Below are 20869 nucleotides of genomic sequence, written 5' to 3'. Positions count from 1 at the left end.
GCCCGCCATTCCGGCAGCGGCCAATTTGTCTCCGGCCACGCGCCCAAAGTTGGGGCGTGGGGGTTAAAACCCCTTGGCGTAAATCCATCGCGGTGCAGCCGCGGATCAGATCCGCGGCTGCACCTCTTTTTTGCTGTCTGGGAGAAGTGTGAATTCTCCTGTGTTTCAGTGCTTTGCAAAACTACCGAATCGAGCTGGGTGTCGGTTGGTCCAAATCCCTCAGGAGTTGGCGACTTTGGGGAGCGGGCTGTCGAGGTGATCCGCGGCTACCAGACGGCCGTCGAGGAACGAGAGCACCCAAGTGCTCGCCTTACGGTTGCGCGCCGAGGGCAGTGTTACACCGGCCGTATCAGCCCACCAGCGCATCAAATCGGGGATGACGCCTCCTTGGCTGCAGATTACGGGAGTGCCCTCCAGTGCGGCGATCTGCAGCGCACGCGCCCTGGCGGCGTCGGGATCGGCCTCGTAACCTTCTTCGGTCAGAAGAGGTTCCGTCGAAATCTCTACACCCAATGCCTCCGCCAATGGCATCACAGTGTCGATGCAGCGCGTACGGTCAGCCGCGAAAACCGAATCGGCTCCGAAGATTTTCAGCTGTTCGACCAAGGCGGCGGATTGCTCTTTGCCCTTGGCGTCGAGTGGACGCACGTTGTCGTCGCCCTTGTATCGCTTACGGCTTCCAGCTTTTGCGTGGCGGACGAGTAATACCGTTTTCGTGTCAGGCCGAAGGGAAACGAAGCGGCGAAGAATCATTCGATCCATCGGGTAGGAAAGATGATCGGCTACCTCGGTGACCGGAAGCCAATAGAGAACATCCACTTCGCTATTCGGCCCGAAATCTCCGTCCACTGCTTCGGCCGACCAGTATTCGACCCGTTTGAGTTTGCGATGTCCCGGGATCGGGTACGTCACGCCACCGAGGTGCCTTCCGAAACGTCCGGTGATCGAGGTCTCTTCGCGGACCTCGCGAACTGCTGCGGTCAAGAAGGTCTCGCCGGGATCGAGCTTTCCTTTGGGGAATGACCAGTCGTCGTACTTCGGTCGATGTACGACGGCGATCTCGATGGCGGAAGGATCCTGAGGAGCCTTCCGCCACAGAACCGCGCCTGCGGCAAAGATGTTGGCTTTGACCGGCTTGTCGCTCATTGTGTGATCCGAGCCCGTCAAGACCCGCTGGCGGTGCGACTGCGCATCAACGACTGTTGATGCTCACGTACGTCCTCACCGCGTTCGGGGGCAGCGACCCAACTCCCGTCCGGATGCAGTACCCAGCAGCGAGTTCGGGGATCGAGCGCGGAGTCGAAGATGTCACCGAGTTGCTTCGACAGTTTCGGGTCCTTGACCTGCACCATGACCTCGACGCGGCGATCGAGGTTGCGGTGCATCATGTCTGCGCTGCCGATCCAGAATTCGTCGGCCGAGCGGAAATGGAACATTCGCGAGTGTTCGAGGAAGCGTCCGAGAATGGAACGTACTTCGATGTTTTCGCTGAGGCCGGGAACGCCCGGCTTGAGCGCGCAGATTCCGCGGACCACGATCTCGACGGGGATACCGGCCTTGGACGCGCGGTACAACGCGTCGATGACCTGCTCGTCGACCAATGCGTTGGCCTTCAAGCGGATACCGGCATCGCGGCCTGCGAGCTTGTGAGCGATCTCGTTGTCGATCCGCTCGATGATCCCGCGGCGAACCCCGTACGGCGCTACGAGAAGGTTGCGGTAGCTCGTCTTTCGGGAGTATCCGGTCAGCGAGTTGAAGAGGTCGGTGAGGTCTGCACCGATCTCCGGTGCTGCGGTGAGCAATCCGACGTCCTCGTACATGCGCGCGGTCTTCGGGTTGTAGTTGCCCGTGCCGATGTGGCAGTAACGACGAATGGTCGAGCCCTCTCGTCTGACGACGAGGCACGTCTTGCAGTGAGTCTTGAGACCGACGAGACCGTAGACGACGTGAACGCCGGCCTGCTCGAGTTTGCGTGCCCACTTGATGTTGGCCTGCTCGTCGAAGCGGGCCTTGATCTCCACCAGCGCGACAACCTGCTTGCCCGCTTCGGCGGCGTCGATCAGTGCATTGACGATGGGGGAGTCGCCGGAAGTGCGGTACAGGGTCTGCTTGATCGCGAGCACCTGCGGGTCGGCGGCGGCCTGTTCGATGAAGCGTTGAACGCTTGTGGAAAACGAGTCGTATGGGTGGTGGACGAGCACGTCGCCTTCGCGCAGGGTCGAGAACACGCTCTTCGGAGTCTCGCGTTCACCGAACGCCGGATGCGTCGCCGGGACGAACGGAGCGTCTTTGAGAGCGGGGCGGTCGACGGCGTAAACCTGCCAGAGGCAGGACAAGTCGAGGAGACCGGAAACCTCGATCACGTCGGCCGGATCGACGTCGAGTTCACGCAGAAGCAGTTCGAGCATGTGCTCGGTCATGTCGTCGGCAACTTCGAGGCGAACGGGTGAACCGAAACGACGACGCGCCAATTCACGTTCGAGTGCCTGCAGCAGATCCTCGTCCCGATCTTCTTCGACCTCGAAATCGGCGTTGCGTGTGATTCGGAAAGCGTGATGTTCGACGATTTCCATTCCGGGGAACAGCACGTCCAGATGAGCCGAAATCAGTTCTTCCATCGGGAGGAAAGAATCGATGGTGGACGAAGATGTCGTGCTCTTGACTCGCACGAACCGGCCGACGTTGTCGGGAACCTTGACGCGAGCGAAGTGTTCGCCGCGGGTGACGGAGTCCTTCACTGTCACGGCGAGGTTGAGGCTCAGTCCGCTGATGTAGGGGAACGGGTGGGCGTGATCGACTGCCAACGGCGTCAGTACCGGGAAGACCTGCTCGTGGAAATGCGCCGAGAGCCGGCCGTGATCGTCGGCACTGAGGTCGGCCCATCGAACAATTGAAATGCCTTCTGCCGCCAGGGCAGGGCGGACCGAGTCGAGAAACACGTGTGCGTGCTTGTCAGCGAGTTCCTGGGTGCGACGCGCGATGAGCGCCAATTGTTCGCGTGGGGAGAGGCCGTCGGCGGACCTGACCGACAGTCCCGTCTCGTCGCGGCGCTTGAGTCCGGCGACCCGGACCATGAAAAATTCGTCGAGATTGGAAGCGAAGATGGCGAGGAACTTTGCGCGTTCGAGCAACGGCAGTGACTCGTCGGCAGCCAATGCGAGAACACGGGCATTGAAATCGAGCCAGCTGAGTTCGCGGTTGAGGTAACGATCCTCGGGAAGTCCGACGAGCAATTCGGGTAGCTCTGCCTTGGTAGCTGCAGGGGGAGCGCCCGGGATGTTGGTGGCGACCGCGACGGCCTGAGATCGCGGCGAGGTGGCCGCGCCGTTCTCGTGCCGGCCGGAGCTGTGGTCTCCGTCCGACTGGTCTTCGGAAATACGGTTTTCGAGTGCTTCGCCATTGCTCACTCGTCGATCATCCCCCACAATCGCGCGGTCCGACAATCGATGAAAGAAAATTCATCGACTGTTCGACGGCGTGGCCTTGAGTCTGGTCAACGAAGCCGATGTCGCGGGGCCTACTCCCAGTGCTCGCACAGTGCCGAGATCGGCATGGGTGTCGACGTCGGTGCGCAGTCCCGGCCATTGGCCGTTGAGTGGACGAGCACCTGAATTGGCATGTCCAAGTGCGGATTCCGGCCCGAACCGAGGGTCGAGCGCGCTTTCGCCGCACGCAAACAATGCGGAAGTGCCGGTGCCGTGGTGATCGACGACGACTGAACGTCCGCCGCTTCGGGCCGCGGCCACGGCCTCCGTCAGTTCGCTCGGTTGCATGGCGGGCAAGTCGGCTTGCAGCACAACGAGGTCGACCACTCCGCGCTTGGCTCGGATATCGGCGGCCGCTGCACTCAACGCCGCGTTGAGGGTTTCCTCCGTGCGCGGTGTTGCGCCGTTGGTTCGGGCGCCGTCGGGAGCTGGATCGGCGTAGACCGTCACGCCGACGGAATATGCAAGGGCGGCAACGGTGGGGTCTGGGGTGACCACTGTGACGCTGTCGATGGCCGAGACGGCTGCAACTGTGGCGAGGGTGTCGTGAAGCATGGCCAACACGAGGTCTGCACGCGCGTCCGAGTCGAGTTCGCCCGCGAGGCGGGACTTGGCCGATCTCAAGGACTTGACGGCCACTATCGCATGCATGGGGCGTTCGATCTCCGTGCGCGCATGCGGTGTCTCCACGGCGTGTGGGTACGGGGGTTCCGCGCTGTCCATCCCTCGATCTTGCCAGTCATCACGCTCGGTGTCCGCGGCTGCCCACCGCAGTGCACCACAGGCGATACTCTGTGCAGACGATTTTTCTGGCGGCGACCCGCTTCGCCGGGTAGACGGGGTGAGCGTGTGAGTAAGGCAGCTGTATTGGGCGCAGGTTCGTGGGGAACGGCGTTGGCGAAGGTGATGGCCGAGGCCGGAACCGACGTGACGATGTGGGCCAGGCGTGAAGAGGTCGCGAAGCGCATCGACACCACGCACGAGAACAGCGACTATCTGCCAGGCATTGCTTTGCCTTCGTCGATTCGCGCGACCCACCACCACGAGGAGGCGATGGCAGGTGCTGACTTCATCGTGCTGGCGGTTCCCTCGCAGTCGCTACGAGCAAACCTGGAGCAGTGGAAAGGCTCGATCGGACCCGATGCGACTCTGCTGAGTCTGGCCAAGGGAATCGAGACCGGGACGCTCATGCGCATGAGCCAGGTCATCGTGTCGGTGACCGGCGTGGAACCGGGGCGCGTCGCGGTGCTCTCGGGCCCGAACCTTGCACACGAGATCGCCGGCGGGCAGCCCGCGGCGACGGTGATCGCCTGTTCGGATTCCTCGCGTGCCCTCGCTCTCCAGGATGCTTGTGCTACCGGCTATTTCAGGCCGTACACCAACTCCGACGTCATCGGATGCGAGATCGGTGGTGCGTGTAAGAACGTGATCGCGCTGGCCTGCGGCATGGCCGCCGGCAGTGGATTCGGCGACAACACGGTTGCCAGCATCATCACCCGTGGGCTCGCCGAGACGATTCGTCTCGGCGTTGCGCTCGGCGCCAAGGCGTCGACTCTTGCAGGCTTGGCGGGCGTCGGTGACCTGGTAGCGACCTGCACGTCCGAGTTGTCGCGAAACCGGACGTTCGGAGAGCGGCTCGGACGAGGCGGGTCGATGGAGTCGGCACAGAAGGCAACCAACGGTCAGGTCGCCGAGGGCGTGAAGTCGTGCACGTCGGTACGCGCACTCGCTGCCGGATACGACGTGGAGATGCCGTTGACCGACGCGGTCCACCGGGTGTGCCACGAAGGCATGGCCGTCAGCGATGCGATCGGTCAGTTGCTCGGACGCCGGACGAAGCCGGAATGAGTGAAATCGGTGTGGGTCGCTTCGAGGATTACGGGGATTCGACGCGCAGCGTGAGCGCCGTCGCGCGCGAACACGCCGCGGGTCAGCCCATGCAACTGGGCCCGATATTCGCTGCGCCGTACCAACTTTCGGCGGACGAAGGTTCAGAGTCCGATACCTATGCACGTGCATCGAACCCGGGTTGGCGCGGACTCGAATCCGCGCTCGCGGCGCTCGAGAGAGCGGACCACGCCCTCGTCATGGGATCGGGGATGTCCGCGATCACCGCTACCTTGCGCAGCGTCCTCGTCGCGGGGGATACCGTCGTCGTGCCCTCGGACGGGTATTACCAAGTGCGGTTGTACGCGAACGAGCGCCTCGCGCCGTTGGGAATCACCGTTCGCGAGGTTTCGACTCTGCAGATGGGCGACGCGAGCTTCGTAGATCTGCTCGACGCGTCACCGGGCCGCGTGGTCGTCGTCGCCGAGACGCCGTCCAACCCGGTGCTGGACGTGGTCGACCTTCGCGTGCTCGCCGACGTGTGCCACCGTTCGGGTGCGCTGCTGATCGTCGACAACACGACCGCGACACCGCTGGGTCAGCGCCCGCTCGAATTGGGTGCCGACGTCGTGGTGGCCAGCGGTACCAAGGCTCTCAGCGGGCACAGTGACCTCCTGATGGGTTACGTCGCCACCTCCGATACGGCGGTGAGTCGGCAAATCGAGCGTGAGCGACTTCTCTCGGGAACGGTGCTCGGCCCCTTCGAGACGTGGCTTGCGCACCGGAGTCTCGGCACGGCAGGCCTGCGATTCGGGCGTCAGTGCGACAACGCGCTGGCGCTTGCCGAGATGTTGGTGGATCACAAAGCAGTCCGGTCCGTTCGTTACCCCGGCCTTCGCGGTGACCCGTCCTATGCAACGGCATCCGGTCAGATGAATCGATTCGGTGGATTGGTGAGCGTCGAGTTGGATTCGGCTCAGGCATTCCACTCGTTCGTCGAAGCGAGCGCTCTCGTCACGGCTGCTACCAGCTTCGGCGGGATCCACACGACGGCGGATCGCCGTGCGCGCTGGGGCGATCCGGTCAGTGCGGGGTTTGTCCGAATCGCTTGTGGCATCGAGGACACCGCCGATCTCCTGGCTGACATCGAGCGCGCACTCGACGCGTAAACGGGCCGGGTCGACGAAATCGGTCCGGCCCGATCGCGTGCCGCAGTCGATTCGGCGGTACGGTTTGACGCGTGAACAGCAGTCGTACCCGCGTGGCCGTGATCTTCGGTGGCCGGAGCAATGAGCATTCAGTGTCCTGTGTTTCCGCCGGAAGCGTCCTGAGCAACCTCGACCCCGATCGGTACGACGTCGTACCGATCGGCATCACCGTCGACGGTTCCTGGGTGCTCGGTTCGAGCGACCCCAGTTCCCTCGCGATCAGCGGGCGCGCGCTGCCGTCGGTCGACAAAGACGGAACGTCGGTGGTCCTCAGCGCGGACCCCACCCGCGAGGGCGAGGTCATCTCCTTCGACGGCTCCGACGCCGGTGCTGTGCTCGCGTCGGTCGACGTCGTGTTCCCCGTTCTTCATGGGGCTTACGGCGAAGACGGCACGATTCAGGGTCTGCTCGAACTTGCCGGGGTTCCGTACGTCGGACCCGGAGTTCTGGCCAGCGCCGCCGGCATGGACAAAGAGTTCACGAAGAAGCTTCTTGCTGCTGAAGGACTTCCCGTTGGAGTGCAGGTCGTGCTTCGGCCGGGAACCGCAACGCTGACCGAAGAGCAGAAGGCGGAATTGGGCCTTCCGGTTTTCGTCAAGCCCGCTCGTGGAGGCTCGTCCATCGGCATCACTCGGGTGAGCAATTGGGACGGTCTGGACGGGGCGATCGCTCATGCACGCCTGCATGACCCCAAGGTGATCGTCGAAGGCGCGATCATCGGCCGCGAGGTGGAATGCGGCGTCCTCGAATTCCCGAACGGCGACGTCAAGGCGAGTGTGGTCGCCGAGATCCGGATGCCGGATTCCGACGCCGATTCGGACGCGTTCTACGACTTCGACACCAAGTACCTCGACGACGTCTGTGAATTCGACATCCCCGCGAAACTCGACGAGTCGGTGAGCGACCAGATCAGGGAGCTTGCTGTCCGCGCGTTCAAGGCACTAGATTGCCAGGGACTCTCGCGGGTCGATTTCTTCGTCACGGCTGACGGCCCGGTGATCAACGAGATCAACACGATGCCCGGGTTCACTTCCATCTCGATGTACCCGAAGATGTGGAACGCCACCGGAATCGATTACCGCACTTTGATTTCGACTCTGGTCGACACCGCCGTCGCTCGCGGCACCGGCCTTCGCTGATCAGGGAACCGCGACCGGCGCCGGGTCGAGAGGCTTCTGTTCGAGGGTCGCCGTGATGGTGTCGGAGATTTCCTGAATCGGCGTCGGACCGGTCCCGTCGGGGATCGTGATACCGATGTATTCACCGCGGTCTACGGCAAACCAAGTGCTCGCCGCCAAACCGATGTCGGTTCCCGAGACCTGGAACCACTGGACACCGTTCACGACCTGTAGTGCTGCAGCCTGGTCGAACTCGGACGGACGGTCGAGTCCGCAGCGCAAGACGATCGGCTCTCCTTCGCTGCGCTGCCACGCTGCCGCACCGGCCGGAGCAGGTTCCACCAATTCGGCTTTCGTGAAGTCGTCGATCTTGTCGGGGAGCGCGCCGAGAAGGGAAACGCAGGCCGGCGACTCCGCTGCCGGTGCCGGTACGGGTCCCAATGCAACCGGCGAGAGTTCAGGGTTGTTTCCCGCGACGACGGCCGCGATCACTACTCCGACGATCAGGGCTACCGGGAGTGCGATGGCGGTGGCGATCAGCGCCGGACTGCGGCGCTCTGACGGATCGTCGTCGCCGTCGGGGTCGATGTCGGCGTTGTCTGCGGTGGAGGTGTTTTCTGCCATGCTCAGTTCTTCGCTCGGGTCCTGGTCCAGTCGATCAGCGGTCTTGTCACTTCTGAGAGCATGTCGGTGAATCGGTAGGATTGCCGACACACGCGTGAGCTTGCAGAAGCATTCACGACCACAGCTAGAAGGTACCGCAGGCCGCTTACGAGCGAATTGCGTCGGCATTGGAGAGACTCATCGCATCATCGGAGTTCACTGCATCATCAGAGTTCACTGCGTCATCGGAGTTCGGGTCGGAGCCCACTGTCGAGCAGGTGGGGGAGTTCGACGTGATCGCGCGATCTCTTCTCGGCCGAATCCAACCGGTCACCACTGAATTGGGGCCGGGTGACGATGCCGCCATCGTGACTTCCGGAGACGGCCGTGTGGTTGTCTCGTCCGACATGTTGGTCGAAGGTCGACATTTCCGAATGGATTGGTCTTCACCACGCGACATCGGCCGGAAGGCAGTGGCACAGAACGCTGCTGATGTGGTCTCGATGGGAGCGCGGCCGACGGCCTTCACGGTGTCTCTGGGGTGCCCGCCTTCGACACCCGTCGACGTGGTCGACGCAATCTCCGCGGGAATCTGGGACGCGGCAACCGATCTGGGTGCCGGTGTGGTCGGCGGTGACCTGGTCCAGTCACCGGTGATCGTGGTGTCGGTGACCGTGCTCGGCGATCTCGGTGGCCGTGCGGCAGTTCTGCGTTCGGGAGCAAAGATCGGTGACAAGATCGCGGTCGCCGGGTTGTTCGGTTGCTCGGCAGCAGGGTTGGCACTACTGCTCGACGAAGCCGTACTGCTCGACAAGCCCGCAAACTTTCCAGATTTGCTTGCCTCCCATCGCGTTCCGAATCCGCCGTATCAATCGGCATGGGACGCCGCAGAATCAGCACATTCCATGACGGACGTGTCCGACGGATTGATCGCGGACCTCCGACATCTCGCAGAGGCCTCGCACGTGCGGTTCGACATCTTCTCGGCTGCGGTTCCGACCTCACCGGATGTCGCATCGGCGGCCGAGGCGCTCGACGTCGATCCGCTGGACTGGATCCTCTCCGGTGGTGAAGATCACGGATTCGCAGCAACTTTCGGGCCTGAGGTCGAGATTCCGTCGGGTTGGATCGTGATCGGTGAGGTTGCCGCCGGTTCGGGCGTGAGCGTCGACGGTTCGCTTCGCGAGAGCGACGGGGGCTGGCACAGCTTTTCGACCACCGGTACCACCGCGGTATAGGTTGCGTTCATGGCTGTATACGCACTTGGAGACAGAGTTCCGGACATTCATCCGGACGCATACGTCCACCCGGACGCGGTGGTGATCGGCGCCGTGACTCTCGCAGCGGGTACCTCGATCTGGCCGCAAGCGGTATTGCGTGGTGACTACGGAACCATTTCGGTGGGAATCGGATCGAACATCCAGGACGGAACCGTCATCCATTGCACCGCCATCGATGCGACTGTCATCGGTTCCGGTTGCGTCGTGGGCCACAACGCGCACATCGAGGGATCGACCATCGAGGACCATTGCCTGATCGCGTCGGGGTCAGTTGTTCTCAACGGAACGGTGATCGGGACGGGGTCGATCGTCGCCGCGGGTGCGGTGGTGGCCAACAAGATGCAGGTTCCCCCGCGCAGCATGGCACTCGGTGTGCCCGCCAAGGTCCGTGCGGGATACGAAGTTCCGCTCGGCCACCTCGACGGAAACGTCAAGATGTACGCAGCCAATGCGGCGTACTACCGCGACGCGTTGCGCAGGCTCGACTGATGGCGCCGCTTGCAGAGATCGTCGATCCAGGGTGGGCGCGGGCACTCGAACCGGTCTCGGAGCAGATCTCCGCGATGGGTAAGTTCTTGCGCGAAGAGATCGCTGCGGGACGGGAGTACCTGCCGGCGGGGGAGAACGTCTTGCGTGCGTTCACGAACCCTTTCGAGGACGTTCGAGTGCTCATCGTCGGTCAGGACCCTTATCCGACGCCCGGTCACGCTGTCGGGTTGAGCTTTTCGGTTGCACCGGACGTGCGGCCGGTTCCGCGAAGTCTCGGCAACATCTACAAGGAGTATCACCAGGATCTCGGGTTGCCGATACCGCCGAACGGCGATCTGACACCGTGGTCGAAACAAGGTGTGCTGCTTCTCAATCGCGTTCTCACCGTGCAGCCGGGTCAAGCCGCTTCTCATCGTAAGAAGGGCTGGGAGCCGGTGACCGAGCAGGCTATCCGCGCTCTGGTCGCGCGGTCGTCGCCGATGGTGGCGATCTTGTGGGGTCGTGACGCGGCCACTCTCGCGCCGATGCTCGGCGACACACCGATCATCGAATCCGCGCACCCGTCACCGCTTTCGGCCTCGCGTGGCTTCTTCGGTTCGCGCCCCTTCAGTCGTGCGAACGAACTCTTGACCGGACTCGGAGCCGATCCGGTCGACTGGAATCTGGGCTGATCGAACGGTGTCTGCACGAACCGGCCTGCCGAACGTCGAGTCGCGACGTTCGGCACGGCAGTTCGACTAGGCCTGCTTTGCTGAAGTGAAATCGGGCCGACGCTTGTCGACGAACGCGTCGACGCCCTCGCGTCCGATCGGGCTGTTCGCTGCGATGGCGATGGACGCGGCTTCGGCGTCGAGTTGCTCGGCGAGCGAGTTCGTCCGCGACGAACGCAGCAGTGCTTTGATTCCCGAGTACGACGTACTCGGTCCGTTGGCCAGAGCGCGGGCGAGGCGAGCTGCCTCTTCTTGGACCTCGTCGTCACCGACGAGTCGGGTGAGGATCCCCAGGCGGACGGCTTCGTCGCCACCGATCACCGAATCGTTGAGAAGAATCTCGCGAGCGCGTGCCACGCCGACGATGCGTGGAAGCGTCCACGACATTCCGCCGTCCGGGGTGAAACCGATGGAGGGGTACGCGGGGCGAAGCTTGGTGCCGGTGCCGCCGATTGCGACGTCGGCGAGGCAGACCAGGCTCATTCCGGCGCCGGCAGCCCATCCGTGGACCCCGGCCACCACTGGAGCGGTCGCAGCGTCGAGCGCGCGAACGAACACGTGGAAGACGCGGGCAACCTCGGCGACGTACTCGCCGCGGTCAGGGGCTGCGGCGAACGCACGGACGTTGCCGCCGGCACAGAAGTTTGCGCCTTCGCCGACCAGAAGGATGCTCCCGATGTCGTTTCCGACTGTCTCGAGCGCCTGCGCGCCCTGAACCAGTCCTTCGTCGTCGAGGGAGGTGCCGTTGGCGGCGGTGGAAATGGTGATGCGGAGTACGCCCTCGTCGAGGGTCACTTTGCTCAGGTCATCGATGGAAGTCACTCAACGCACATTACGGGTGTCCGACAGCCATACGAAACACGGGGACACATAGATACAGCCACATAGATATAGATACAGCTCTGCCCCCGTCACCGAAGTGACGGGGGCAGAGCCTGCAATAGTTTGTGCTCGGGCAATCAGCCCCGAGCGACCTTGCCTGCCTTCAGGCAGGAGGTGCACACGTTGACCTTACGGGTGTTACCCGGGGCAACCTCGGTACGAACAGACTGAATGTTCGGGTTCCAGCGACGATTGGTACGCCGGTGCGAGTGCGAGACCGACTTACCGAAGCCGGGCCCCTTGGCGCATACGTCGCAGACGGCAGCCATAGTCGCGAACTCCTTGTTAGAAATGAATATTGAAGTGGTTACCCTACACGGTAGGGCAGCCAGAATTACAATCCGAATATACTCGACTTCGAACTGATCCTTGACCGCTCACTGTGCAGCCGAACGTGAAAACAGTCAATCAGCAACAAACAAAGTGCAGCATTATTTCGTGTAGCCCGTTCGAGGCAACCGTGTAAGAGTAACCGCTTCCGGCCCGAATGGCCAAACCGCCCGGTAATGACGGTTGCGCAGAAGCGTCGGACTACCCTCGACTGCACCGATCACCGATCTCTTTTTCATCGTCAGTCTTTCCATCGTCGAGGGGAACCGTCAGTGGGGGAAGTGCAACGCGTCGCCGAAGAAGCGGAATCCGTCGCGGACGGACATCTGCTGCGGCGCTGGGCCCGCCGGGCGGTCGACAGCCTCCAGAAACGTCGCGGTGAGATCAACAACCTCAACGTCTTTCCCATCCCTGATTCGGATACCGGCACCAATCTGCTGTTCACGATGCGGGCTGCACTCGATTCCGCCGAGACGATCGAGGACGACGTCCGCAGTGCGGGCCGCGTCGCCAACGCTCTGGCTCGAGGCGCCGTGTCCGGTGCTCGCGGTAATTCCGGAGTGATCCTCTCCCAGGTGATCCGGGGCATCGCCGAGAGCGTTCAAGGTGAGCACATCGACGGCCGTAGCTTCGCGAACTCGCTGACCACGGCGACGACGCTGGCCTCTCGGGCTGTCTCCGATCTGGTGGAAGGCACCATCGTCACGGTATTGCGTGCATCGGGAGAAGCAGCGCAGGAGTGCGTCGACACCAGGACACCGAGCGGCGAGGATCTTGCATCCGTGGTTGCCGCCGCTGCCGACGCCGCTGCGGTCGCACTGAACAAGACGCCGGAGCAACTGGACGTTCTCGCGTCCGCCGGGGTGGTCGATGCCGGGGGATTCGGTCTGGTTCTGATCCTCGACGCCTTTGTCGAGGTGCTGACCGGGAAGCCGCAGGTTCGCGAAGATCTGGGGACGCCGGACCCGAGGTCGAGCGCAGTTGTCGACGTCAGCGCATTCGATCACGATTGGGCTCACAAGAGCCCGATCGAATGTGGTGATCACTCGGAACAGGATTTCGAGGTCATGTACCTCGTCGACGACTCCGACGACGATCGCATGACGGCGCTGCGCACGCGGCTGTCCGTCCTCGGAGATTCGACGGTCATCGTCAGCGACGGTTTCGGCGGCTGGTCGGTGCACGTGCATTGCTGCGATGCCGGTGCAGCCGTGGAAGCCGGCCTCGAGGCCGGGAAGGTGCACGGTATTCGCATCAGCAGTTTTCTCGTCGACGAACGCGACCAGTTGGTGGCACGGGCGGAGAGGCGATTCCCCGGGGCCGGCGCGCGCGGCGTACTGGCCGTCGTTGCCGGTGACAGCGCGGCGGCGTTGTTCGAGAGTGAGGGTGCGACGGTTCTTCGGTGCGACGATGCGCCGGTGACACGCGCACAACTGCTCGGCCGCATTCGTCAGATGGAACGCAGCGAAGTTCTGGTGCTTCCGAACGGAGCTTTGACCGCTCAGGAACTCGTCGCAGTCAGTGCCGCTGCACGCGATCCGCTTCACCAGGTTCTGCTGCTGTCGACGTCGTCGATGGTCCAGGGCCTGGCAGCACTTGCCGTTCACGACCCTCAGCGCAACGTCGCCGACGACGGCTTCACGATGTCCGAGGCGGCGGCCGCCACGCGCTGGGGATCGTTGCGGATCGCGGTCGAGCGTTCGCTGACCTACGTCGGGACATGTGATCCGGGTGACGCGATCGGTCTGATGGGGCACGAGGTGGTGCTCATCGGTCCCGACGTCGCGGAGTCGAGTGCGCGACTGGTCGACCTCGCGCTCGGATCCGGCGGCGAACTCGTGACCCTACTCATGGGCGCCGACGCGCCGGACGACCTGGCCGGGCAGCTCGAGGCGCACGTCGTCGCGCACCACCCGGGCGTCGACGTGCTCGTCTATCAGGGTGATCAGCCGGGTGACCTGTTCCAGTTGGGTGTGGAGTGATCGAACCGGGTCTGTCGGTGACTGCTGATATACGAACACATGTGCTTACCGCGACACTGTGCTGGAGGAACTGATGGCGACGCTCGCCGACCCACTCGATCGGCTGCTGGGAAAGAAGACCGCGGACGCGCTCGACGAGGCATTCGAGATCCGCACCGTCGAGGACCTGCTGCGTCACTACCCACACCGGTACGCGTCGGCAGGCAAGGAACTTGCCGAGAAGGAGCCGCCCGAGGGTGAGCACATCACCATCATCGCGCGTGTGGCGTCGGCCGCCGTCGTGAAGATGAAGAACCGTCCGGGGCAGATGTTGCGAGTATCGCTGGCGACTGATTCGCAGACCGTGGACGTCACGTTCTTCAACCCGCAGAAGGTGCGGCACGTCATCAAGCCCGGCGTTCGGGCGATGTTCTCCGGGACGGTGAAGTACTTCCGCGGCAAGTGGTCTCTCACTCATCCGAGCTACCTGATTCTCCCGGAACCTCGTGTCGGCGAAGAGGATTCGGTAGTTCCGCTTGCGTCCATCACGGGAGCCGGTGACCTTGCGGGCCTGGCTCGCGCAAATCAGGATCCCGGCGCCGAACTCGATCTGTCCGTCTTCGACCGCGCATTGATCCCGCTGTACCCGGCGACCCGCGAGGTCGAGAGCTGGACCATCATGCGGTGCGTGCGGCAAGTGCTCGACCAACTCGATCCGATCGAGGAGCCGTTGCCCGCCGAGACTCGGGCCGAGCACGGATTCATCGGTTTGGACGAGGCGCTGCGCACCGTTCACCTGCCAGATACCAAGGAAGACATCGAACGAGCACAGGATCGTCTGCGTTTCGACGAGGCGCTGTCTCTGCAGTTGGTCCTCGCGATGCGTCGTCACGACAATTCCGAGCGTGTGGCTCCGGCCTGCGCTCCGGTCGCCGGCGGGATCGCGGACCAGTTCGAGGAGATGCTCCCGTTCACTCTGACGGAGGGACAGCAAGCAGTCGCGGAGGAGATCTCCACCGACCTTGCCCGCCCACACCCGATGAGCCGCCTTCTTCAGGGCGAGGTCGGGTCAGGCAAGACGATCGTGGCTCTGCGCGCGATGCTGCAGGTCGTCGATGCGGGTTATCAGTGCGCGTTGCTCGCACCCACCGAGGTCCTGGCAAATCAGCACGCGCGATCACTGCGCAAGATGATGGGCTCGCTGGCTGCAGGTGGTGAACTCGGTTCTGCCGAACATTCCACCCGTATCGCCCTTCTTACCGGCTCGCTGCCAGTCGCTGCGAAGCGCGCAGCTCTGCTCGAAGCCGTGACCGGCGACGCCGGGATCGTCATCGGTACCCATGCGCTCATTCAGGACAACGTCGAGTTCTTCAACCTCGGCATGGTTGTCGTCGACGAGCAACACCGCTTCGGCGTCGAGCAACGTGATCAGTTGCGATCACGTGCCCGTGAAGGACTGAGTCCGCATCTGCTGGTGATGACGGCAACGCCGATTCCGCGAACCATCGCCATGACCGTGCTCGGCGACCTCGAGGTCTCGACCCTGCGAGAGCTTCCACGTGGGCGAACCCCGATCAAGAGCAGTGTCGTGCCCGCGAAGCAGAAGCCGCAGTGGGTCGATCGCGCATGGGAACGAATCCGTGAGGACGTCGCCGACGGCCGTCAGGCGTATGTCGTGTGCTCGCGGATCGGTGACGGCGAGCAGGGTGCAGGCGAAGATCAGTTCACCGAGGAGAAGCAGCCCGAGACCAAGTCGGCGGTTGACGTCTTCGAAGAGCTGTCGAGTGGTCCGCTGGCCGATCTGCGAGTCGGGTTGCTGCACGGTCGACTGCCTTCCGACGAAAAGGACGTGGTGATGAGCGCGTTCAACGTCGGTGACATCGACGTCCTCGTCTGTACGACCGTTGTCGAAGTCGGTGTCGACGTTCCGAACGCGACGGTGATGGTGATCGTCGACGCCGAGCGGTTCGGCGTCAGTCAGCTCCATCAGTTGCGTGGCCGCGTCGGTCGAGGGAAACACCAGGGACTGTGCATCCTCGTCACCGGAAGCAATCCCGGGGGGCCGGCGTACGAGCGGCTCTCGGCGGTGGCAGCGACCAACGACGGGTTCGAACTGGCTCAACTCGACCTCGCGACCAGACGTGAAGGAGACATTCTCGGTGCGGCGCAGTCGGGCACAACCTCGAATCTGCGGCTGCTTTCCCTCATGGCCCATGGAGACATCCTCGAGTCCGCCAGGGAGTTCGCTCAGGGAATCGTCGACTCCGATCCGTCGCTCGACGGTCATCCCGCCCTCGCTTCCATGGTGACCGCTGCCCTGGACTCCGACCGGATCGAGTACCTCGAGAAGTCGTGAAGGGTATGACGACAAGCTGAAATCGAATAGCACGAGGACCGCCGGGTTGGTTTCTCGATTCAGTCCGAAATATGAGACTCCGCATGTAGACGCAAGATGAAATCGGGGTAGTTTTCTCGAATGTTCTCCAAAGTGCTCGTCGCGAACCGCGGCGAAATTGCGATCCGTGCCTTCCGCGCCGCCTACGAACTAGGTGCCGGAACCGTCGCGGTGTTCCCGTACGAGGATCGGAATTCGATCCACCGTCTCAAGGCAGACGAGAGCTACCAGATCGGGGAGAAGGGTCACCCCGTTCGCGCGTATCTCTCGGTCGAGGAAATCGTCGCCGCCGCCAAGAGCGCCGGAGCCGACGCCATCTACCCCGGTTACGGCTTCCTCTCCGAGAACCCGGACTTGTCGGCGGCGTGTGCCGAGGCAGGCATCAAGTTCGTCGGCCCGTCCGCCGAGATCCTCGAGTTGACCGGAAACAAGGCTCGGGCCATCGCAGCGGCAAAGGCCGCCGGTCTCCCGGTGCTCGCGTCTTCGGAGCCGTCAGCGGACATCGACGAGTTGCTCGCAGCCGCCGAGGACATGACCTTCCCGCTCTTCGTCAAGGCTGTCGCAGGCGGCGGTGGGCGCGGAATGCGCCGTGTTGCGGAGCGCTCACAGCTCAAGGAATCGATCGAAGCCGCAGCACGCGAAGCGGAATCGGCCTTCGGCGATTCGACGGTCTTCCTCGAGCAGGCCGTCATCGACCCCCGGCACATCGAAGTGCAGATCCTCGCCGACGAGCAGGGCAACGTCATCCACCTCTTCGAGCGTGACTGCTCGCTGCAACGTCGCCACCAGAAGGTGATCGAGCTCGCTCCGGCGCCCAATCTCTCGGAAGAGTTGCGCGCCAAGATCTGTGCCGACGCCGTCGCCTTCGCGAAGGAGATCGGATACACGTGCGCGGGCACCGTCGAGTTCCTTCTCGACAAGCGCGGCAACCACGTCTTCATCGAGATGAACCCGCGAATTCAGGTCGAGCACACCGTCACCGAAGAAGTGACGGACGTGGACCTGGTCCAGTCGCAGCTCAAGATCGCGTCCGGTTCGACGCTTGCAGAACTTGGTCTGTCACAGGAGACGATCAAGCTTCGCGGCGCGGCGCTGCAGTGCCGCATCACGACCGAGGATCCGGCAAACGGATTCCGCCCGGACACCGGCCGTATCACCGCGTACCGCACCCCGGGCGGAGCCGGTATCCGCTTGGACGGTGGCGCCACACTCGGCGCCGAGGTCGGAGCGTACTTCGATTCCATGCTGGTCAAACTCACTTGTCGCGGTCGCGACCTCGAAGCCGCTGTGGCGCGAGCTCGCCGCGCGGTCACCGAGTTCCGCATTCGTGGTGTCTCGACCAACATTCCGTTCCTGCAGGCGGTTCTCGACGACCCGGACTTCCGGGCCGGACGCGTGACAACCTCCTTCATCGAGGAACGTCCTCAGCTGCTGACTCTGCGTTCTTCGGCAGACCGCGGCACGAAGATCCTGACCTACCTCGCGGATGTGACTGTCAACAAGCCGCACGGGGAGCGGCCCTCGGCGGTGTACCCGCAGGACAAGCTGCCCAAGATCGATCTTTCGACGCCTCCTCCTGCCGGTAGCCGTCAGCGCCTCCTCGAACTCGGACCCGAAGGTTTCGCGAAGGCACTGCGTGAGCAGAAGGCAGTCGGCGTCACCGACACCACCTTCCGTGACGCGCACCAGTCGTTGTTGGCCACGCGAGTTCGAACCAGCGGACTGCTCGGAGTAGCGGGGCACGTTGCGCGGTTGACGCCGGAACTGCTCTCGATCGAAGCCTGGGGCGGCGCGACCTACGATGTGGGACTTCGCTTCCTGCACGAGGATCCGTGGTACCGGCTTGCCGCACTGCGCGAGGCGATTCCCAACATCTGCCTCCAGATGCTTCTTCGCGGTCGAAACACGGTGGGCTACACGCCGTATCCCGAAAAGGTCACGCGTGCATTCGTTCAGGAAGCCACCGACACCGGCATCGACATCTTCCGAATCTTCGACGCGCTCAACAACGTCGACCAGATGCGCCCTGCCATCGACGCGGTGCGTGAGACCGGAACGGCTCTCGCCGAGGTGGCGTTGAGCTACACCGGCGATCTGTCGGATCCGAACGAAACGCTGTACACGCTCGACTACTACCTGAAGTTGGCAGAAGAGATCGTCGATGCGGGCGCTCACGTGCTCGCGATCAAGGACATGGCGGGCCTGCTGCGCGCTCCGGCGGCCACCAAGCTCGTGACGGCGCTACGCAGCAACTTCGATCTTCCGGTTCACGTCCACACGCATGACACCCCCGGTGGACAGTTGGCCACGTATTTCGCCGCGTGGCAGGCGGGCGCCGACGCAGTCGACGGTGCTTCGGCGGCACTGGCCGGAACCACCAGTCAGCCTGCGCTTTCGGCCATCGTTGCCGCCGCTGCGCACTCCGAGTTCGACACCGGGCTGAACCTGCAGAACGTGTGCGACCTCGAACCGTACTGGGAGGCGCTGCGAAAGGTGTACGCGCCGTTCGAATCCGGACTGCCGGCGCCGACGGGACGTGTGTACACGCACGAGATTCCGGGCGGCCAGCTCTCCAATCTCCGGACCCAGGCCGTTGCTCTCGGTCTCGGCGACCGGTTCGAAGAGGTCGAAGCCAAGTACGCCGACGCGGACCGCATGCTCGGGCATCTCGTGAAGGTGACGCCGTCGTCGAAGGTCGTCGGCGACCTCGCCCTCCACCTTGTCGGCGCCGGCGTGCCTTCGGAGGAGTTTGCCGCAGATCCGGCGAAGTTCGACATTCCCGACTCCGTGGTGGGCTTCCTGCGCGGTGAACTCGGTACGCCTCCCGGTGGTTGGCCGGAACCGTTCCGCAGCAAGGCACTCGAAGGACGTGGCCAGGCCAAGCCCGAAGCGACGTTGTCCGCTGAGGACGAGGTGCTGCTCGAGGGCTCGTCGAAGGACCGTCAGGCGACGCTGAATCGTCTGCTGTTCCCCGGCCCGACAAAGGAATTCCTCGAACACCGCGAGAAGTACGGTGACACGTCGCGGCTTTCGGCGAACCAGTTCTTCTACGGTTTGCGGCGCGGCGACGAACACCGCGTCGAGTTGGCTCCCGGCGTTGAGCTGATCATCGGTCTCGAAGCGATCTCCGAGCCCGACGAGCGCGGCTACCGCACTGTCATGTGCATCCTGAACGGTCAATTGCGCCCGGTCTCGATCCGCGATCGCTCCATTGCCAGTGACGTACCGGTGGCGGAGAAGGCCGACAAGAACAACCCGGGCCACGTGGCGGCACCGTTCGCGGGCGTCGTGACGCTCGCGGTGAAGGAAGGCCAGAAGATCGAGGCCGGCGACACCGTGGCCACGATCGAAGCAATGAAGATGGAAGCGGCGATCACCTCGCCGCGCGCCGGCGTCGTCTCTCGGATCGCGATCAGCGCCGTCCAACAGGTCGAGGGCGGAGACCTGCTGGTAGTCGTCTCGACGGGGGAGAGCGCCGCAGAGTGACACGCATCATCTCGGGACTCGCGGGCGGTCGACGCCTGCGAGTCCCGCCGAGCGGCACCCGTCCGACGTCGGATCGGGTTCGTGAGGCGCTGTTCAGTGCTCTCGAAGCGCGCATCGATCTCGAAGGGTGCGCGGTTCTCGACCTCTTTGCGGGTTCGGGTGCTCTCGGCCTCGAGGCGCTCTCGCGGGGAGCCGAGCACGTTGTTCTCGTGGAATCGGATGCCAAGGCTGCTGCCGTCATCAAGGCGAACATCGGCACTGTCGCGTTGCCTGGGGCGACGGTTCGCGCAGCTCCGGTTGCGGCCGTGGTCTCGGGTCCGAGCGCGCGTGAATACGACATCGTGATCGCGGACCCACCGTATGCGGTGACCGACGAGGCCGTCGTGTCCATGCTCACCGATCTGCAGGCCAACAAATGGGTGGGGGAGGGCACGATCGTGGTACTCGAACGATCGTCGCGCTCGCCGGAGACCGTGTGGCCTCAGGGCTACGAGCCGATCAAGGCCAAGAACTACGGTGAAGCCCGCATCGAGCTGGCCACCTGCTACGGTCTGGACTCATGACTGGCGCCGTCTGCCCCGGATCCTTCGACCCTGTGACCAACGGTCACCTCGACGTAATCGGAAGAGTTGCTGCGCAATTCGACGAGGTCGTGGTCACCGTGCTGATCAACAAGAGCAAGCGTGGCATGTTCACGATCGACGAGCGGATCGAGATGCTCGAAGACGCGACGAGTCACCTGCCCAACGTTCGCGTCACGTCGTGGCACGGATTGTTGGTCGACTACGCGAAACAAGAAGGTCTCAGCGCGATCGTCAAGGGTCTGCGCGGCGCGAACGACTTCGATTACGAGCTGCAGATGGCTCAGATGAATCAGAAGCTCACGGGCGTCGACACACTGTTCGTCGCCACGAATCCGACGTACAGCTACCTGTCGAGTTCTCTGGTGAAGGAAGTCGCGACTTTCGGCGGCGACGTCTCCGACATGTTGCCGGCCAAAGTGCATTCTCGGCTACTCGCACGTATCGCCGAGCGAGCAGCCGAAAACAGCTGATCCCCGACACACCGACCACGACGACACCCCGTTGGCCGTTC

At 63.4% G+C, this 20869-nt stretch carries 17 protein-coding genes; 11 read left to right on the top strand and 6 right to left on the bottom strand.

The window, feature by feature from the left end:
* Positions 1-219: 219 nt before the first annotated feature.
* From PCS43_RS03865 to cofC, 3 genes are read right to left on the bottom strand one after another with little or no spacing between them, the layout of a single operon-like run.
* On the bottom strand, positions 220-1146 hold the full coding sequence (locus PCS43_RS03865) for a bifunctional NUDIX hydrolase/histidine phosphatase family protein (RefSeq protein ID WP_007729338.1): 927 nt from the start codon (positions 1144-1146) through the stop codon (positions 220-222).
* Positions 1147-1163: 17 nt separating this feature from the next.
* On the bottom strand, positions 1164-3407 hold the full coding sequence (locus tag PCS43_RS03860; RefSeq protein ID WP_003942685.1) for an RNA degradosome polyphosphate kinase: 2244 nt from the start codon (positions 3405-3407) through the stop codon (positions 1164-1166).
* A 51-nt stretch (positions 3408-3458) separates the two neighbouring features.
* Positions 3459-4208 (bottom strand): 2-phospho-L-lactate guanylyltransferase, encoded by a 750-nt coding sequence (gene cofC, locus PCS43_RS03855; RefSeq protein WP_080552786.1) that lies wholly within the window; start codon positions 4206-4208, stop codon positions 3459-3461.
* A gap of 126 nt (positions 4209-4334) precedes the next feature.
* On the opposite strand from cofC, the gene PCS43_RS03850 reads away from it, so the two are divergent.
* The 3 genes from PCS43_RS03850 to PCS43_RS03840 all read left to right on the top strand — a co-directional run bounded on the left by PCS43_RS03850 (position 4335) and on the right by PCS43_RS03840 (position 7659).
* Positions 4335-5333 (top strand): NAD(P)H-dependent glycerol-3-phosphate dehydrogenase, encoded by a 999-nt coding sequence (locus PCS43_RS03850; protein WP_030535420.1) that lies wholly within the window; start codon positions 4335-4337, stop codon positions 5331-5333.
* Positions 5330-6481 (top strand): cystathionine gamma-lyase, encoded by a 1152-nt coding sequence (locus PCS43_RS03845; protein ID WP_042925741.1) that lies wholly within the window; start codon positions 5330-5332, stop codon positions 6479-6481. Before PCS43_RS03850 ends, PCS43_RS03845 begins: the two co-directional genes overlap by 4 nt.
* A gap of 71 nt (positions 6482-6552) precedes the next feature.
* A complete protein-coding gene (locus tag PCS43_RS03840; protein ID WP_042450837.1) occupies positions 6553-7659 on the top strand; it encodes a D-alanine--D-alanine ligase family protein in 1107 nt (368 codons plus the stop codon).
* Here the strand turns inward: PCS43_RS03840 and PCS43_RS03835 are convergent, their stop codons facing one another.
* Entirely contained in the window at positions 7660-8352 is a 693-nt protein-coding gene (locus PCS43_RS03835; RefSeq protein WP_003942765.1) for a DUF3515 domain-containing protein, read from the bottom strand.
* A gap of 77 nt (positions 8353-8429) precedes the next feature.
* Here PCS43_RS03835 and PCS43_RS03830 point away from each other — a divergent pair, with 77 nt between their 5' ends.
* From PCS43_RS03830 to PCS43_RS03820, 3 genes are read left to right on the top strand one after another with little or no spacing between them, the layout of a single operon-like run.
* Positions 8430-9479: a thiamine-phosphate kinase gene (locus tag PCS43_RS03830; RefSeq protein WP_007729330.1), complete on the top strand. Its 1050-nt coding sequence runs from the start codon at positions 8430-8432 to the stop codon at positions 9477-9479.
* A 9-nt stretch (positions 9480-9488) separates the two neighbouring features.
* Positions 9489-10010: a gamma carbonic anhydrase family protein gene (locus PCS43_RS03825; protein ID WP_007729328.1), complete on the top strand. Its 522-nt coding sequence runs from the start codon at positions 9489-9491 to the stop codon at positions 10008-10010.
* Positions 10010-10681: a uracil-DNA glycosylase gene (locus tag PCS43_RS03820; RefSeq protein WP_007729326.1), complete on the top strand. Its 672-nt coding sequence runs from the start codon at positions 10010-10012 to the stop codon at positions 10679-10681. The genes PCS43_RS03825 and PCS43_RS03820 overlap by 1 nt, the downstream gene beginning before the upstream one ends.
* Positions 10682-10747: 66 nt before the next feature.
* On the opposite strand, the gene PCS43_RS03815 is transcribed toward PCS43_RS03820, so the two are convergent.
* Positions 10748-11542: an enoyl-CoA hydratase-related protein gene (locus PCS43_RS03815; protein ID WP_003942812.1), complete on the bottom strand. Its 795-nt coding sequence runs from the start codon at positions 11540-11542 to the stop codon at positions 10748-10750.
* A 137-nt stretch (positions 11543-11679) separates the two neighbouring features.
* A complete protein-coding gene (gene rpmB, locus PCS43_RS03810) occupies positions 11680-11871 on the bottom strand; it encodes a 50S ribosomal protein L28 (protein ID WP_003942669.1) in 192 nt (63 codons plus the stop codon).
* A 333-nt stretch (positions 11872-12204) separates the two neighbouring features.
* Between rpmB and PCS43_RS03805 the strand changes: the two genes are divergently transcribed.
* The 5 genes from PCS43_RS03805 to coaD all read left to right on the top strand — a co-directional run bounded on the left by PCS43_RS03805 (position 12205) and on the right by coaD (position 20828).
* The gene (locus PCS43_RS03805; protein ID WP_050656645.1) at positions 12205-13914 is read left to right on the top strand and encodes a DAK2 domain-containing protein; all 1710 of its coding nucleotides are present in this window, start codon (positions 12205-12207) and stop codon (positions 13912-13914) included.
* A 73-nt stretch (positions 13915-13987) separates the two neighbouring features.
* On the top strand, positions 13988-16249 hold the full coding sequence (recG, locus tag PCS43_RS03800; RefSeq protein ID WP_209908317.1) for an ATP-dependent DNA helicase RecG: 2262 nt from the start codon (positions 13988-13990) through the stop codon (positions 16247-16249).
* A 120-nt stretch (positions 16250-16369) separates the two neighbouring features.
* Positions 16370-19774 (top strand): pyruvate carboxylase, encoded by a 3405-nt coding sequence (locus PCS43_RS03795; RefSeq protein WP_003942675.1) that lies wholly within the window; start codon positions 16370-16372, stop codon positions 19772-19774.
* On the top strand, positions 19771-20337 hold the full coding sequence (gene rsmD, locus PCS43_RS03790; protein WP_030535425.1) for a 16S rRNA (guanine(966)-N(2))-methyltransferase RsmD: 567 nt from the start codon (positions 19771-19773) through the stop codon (positions 20335-20337). The genes PCS43_RS03795 and rsmD overlap by 4 nt, the downstream gene beginning before the upstream one ends.
* Positions 20334-20828: a pantetheine-phosphate adenylyltransferase gene (coaD, locus tag PCS43_RS03785; RefSeq protein ID WP_003942776.1), complete on the top strand. Its 495-nt coding sequence runs from the start codon at positions 20334-20336 to the stop codon at positions 20826-20828. Before rsmD ends, coaD begins: the two co-directional genes overlap by 4 nt.
* Positions 20829-20869 lie beyond the last annotated feature (41 nt).

Source organism: Rhodococcus sp. C-2, from assembly GCF_027854095.1.
GTDB lineage: Bacteria > Actinomycetota > Actinomycetes > Mycobacteriales > Mycobacteriaceae > Rhodococcus_F > Rhodococcus_F qingshengii.
This window is presented reverse-complemented; position numbering and strand designations above follow the sequence as displayed.

Coding starts and splice junctions, on each gene's coding strand:
- PCS43_RS03865 (WP_007729338.1), bottom strand. CDS start 1,146: ATGAGCGACAAGCCGGTCAAAGCCAACATCTTTGCCGCAGGCGCGGTT.
- cofC (WP_080552786.1), bottom strand. CDS start 4,208: ATGGACAGCGCGGAACCCCCGTACCCACACGCCGTGGAGACACCGCAT.
- PCS43_RS03845 (WP_042925741.1), top strand. CDS start 5,330: ATGAGTGAAATCGGTGTGGGTCGCTTCGAGGATTACGGGGATTCGACG.
- PCS43_RS03825 (WP_007729328.1), top strand. CDS start 9,489: ATGGCTGTATACGCACTTGGAGACAGAGTTCCGGACATTCATCCGGAC.
- PCS43_RS03820 (WP_007729326.1), top strand. CDS start 10,010: ATGGCGCCGCTTGCAGAGATCGTCGATCCAGGGTGGGCGCGGGCACTC.
- rpmB (WP_003942669.1), bottom strand. CDS start 11,871: ATGGCTGCCGTCTGCGACGTATGCGCCAAGGGGCCCGGCTTCGGTAAG.
- recG (WP_209908317.1), top strand. CDS start 13,988: ATGGCGACGCTCGCCGACCCACTCGATCGGCTGCTGGGAAAGAAGACC.
- PCS43_RS03795 (WP_003942675.1), top strand. CDS start 16,370: ATGTTCTCCAAAGTGCTCGTCGCGAACCGCGGCGAAATTGCGATCCGT.
- coaD (WP_003942776.1), top strand. CDS start 20,334: ATGACTGGCGCCGTCTGCCCCGGATCCTTCGACCCTGTGACCAACGGT.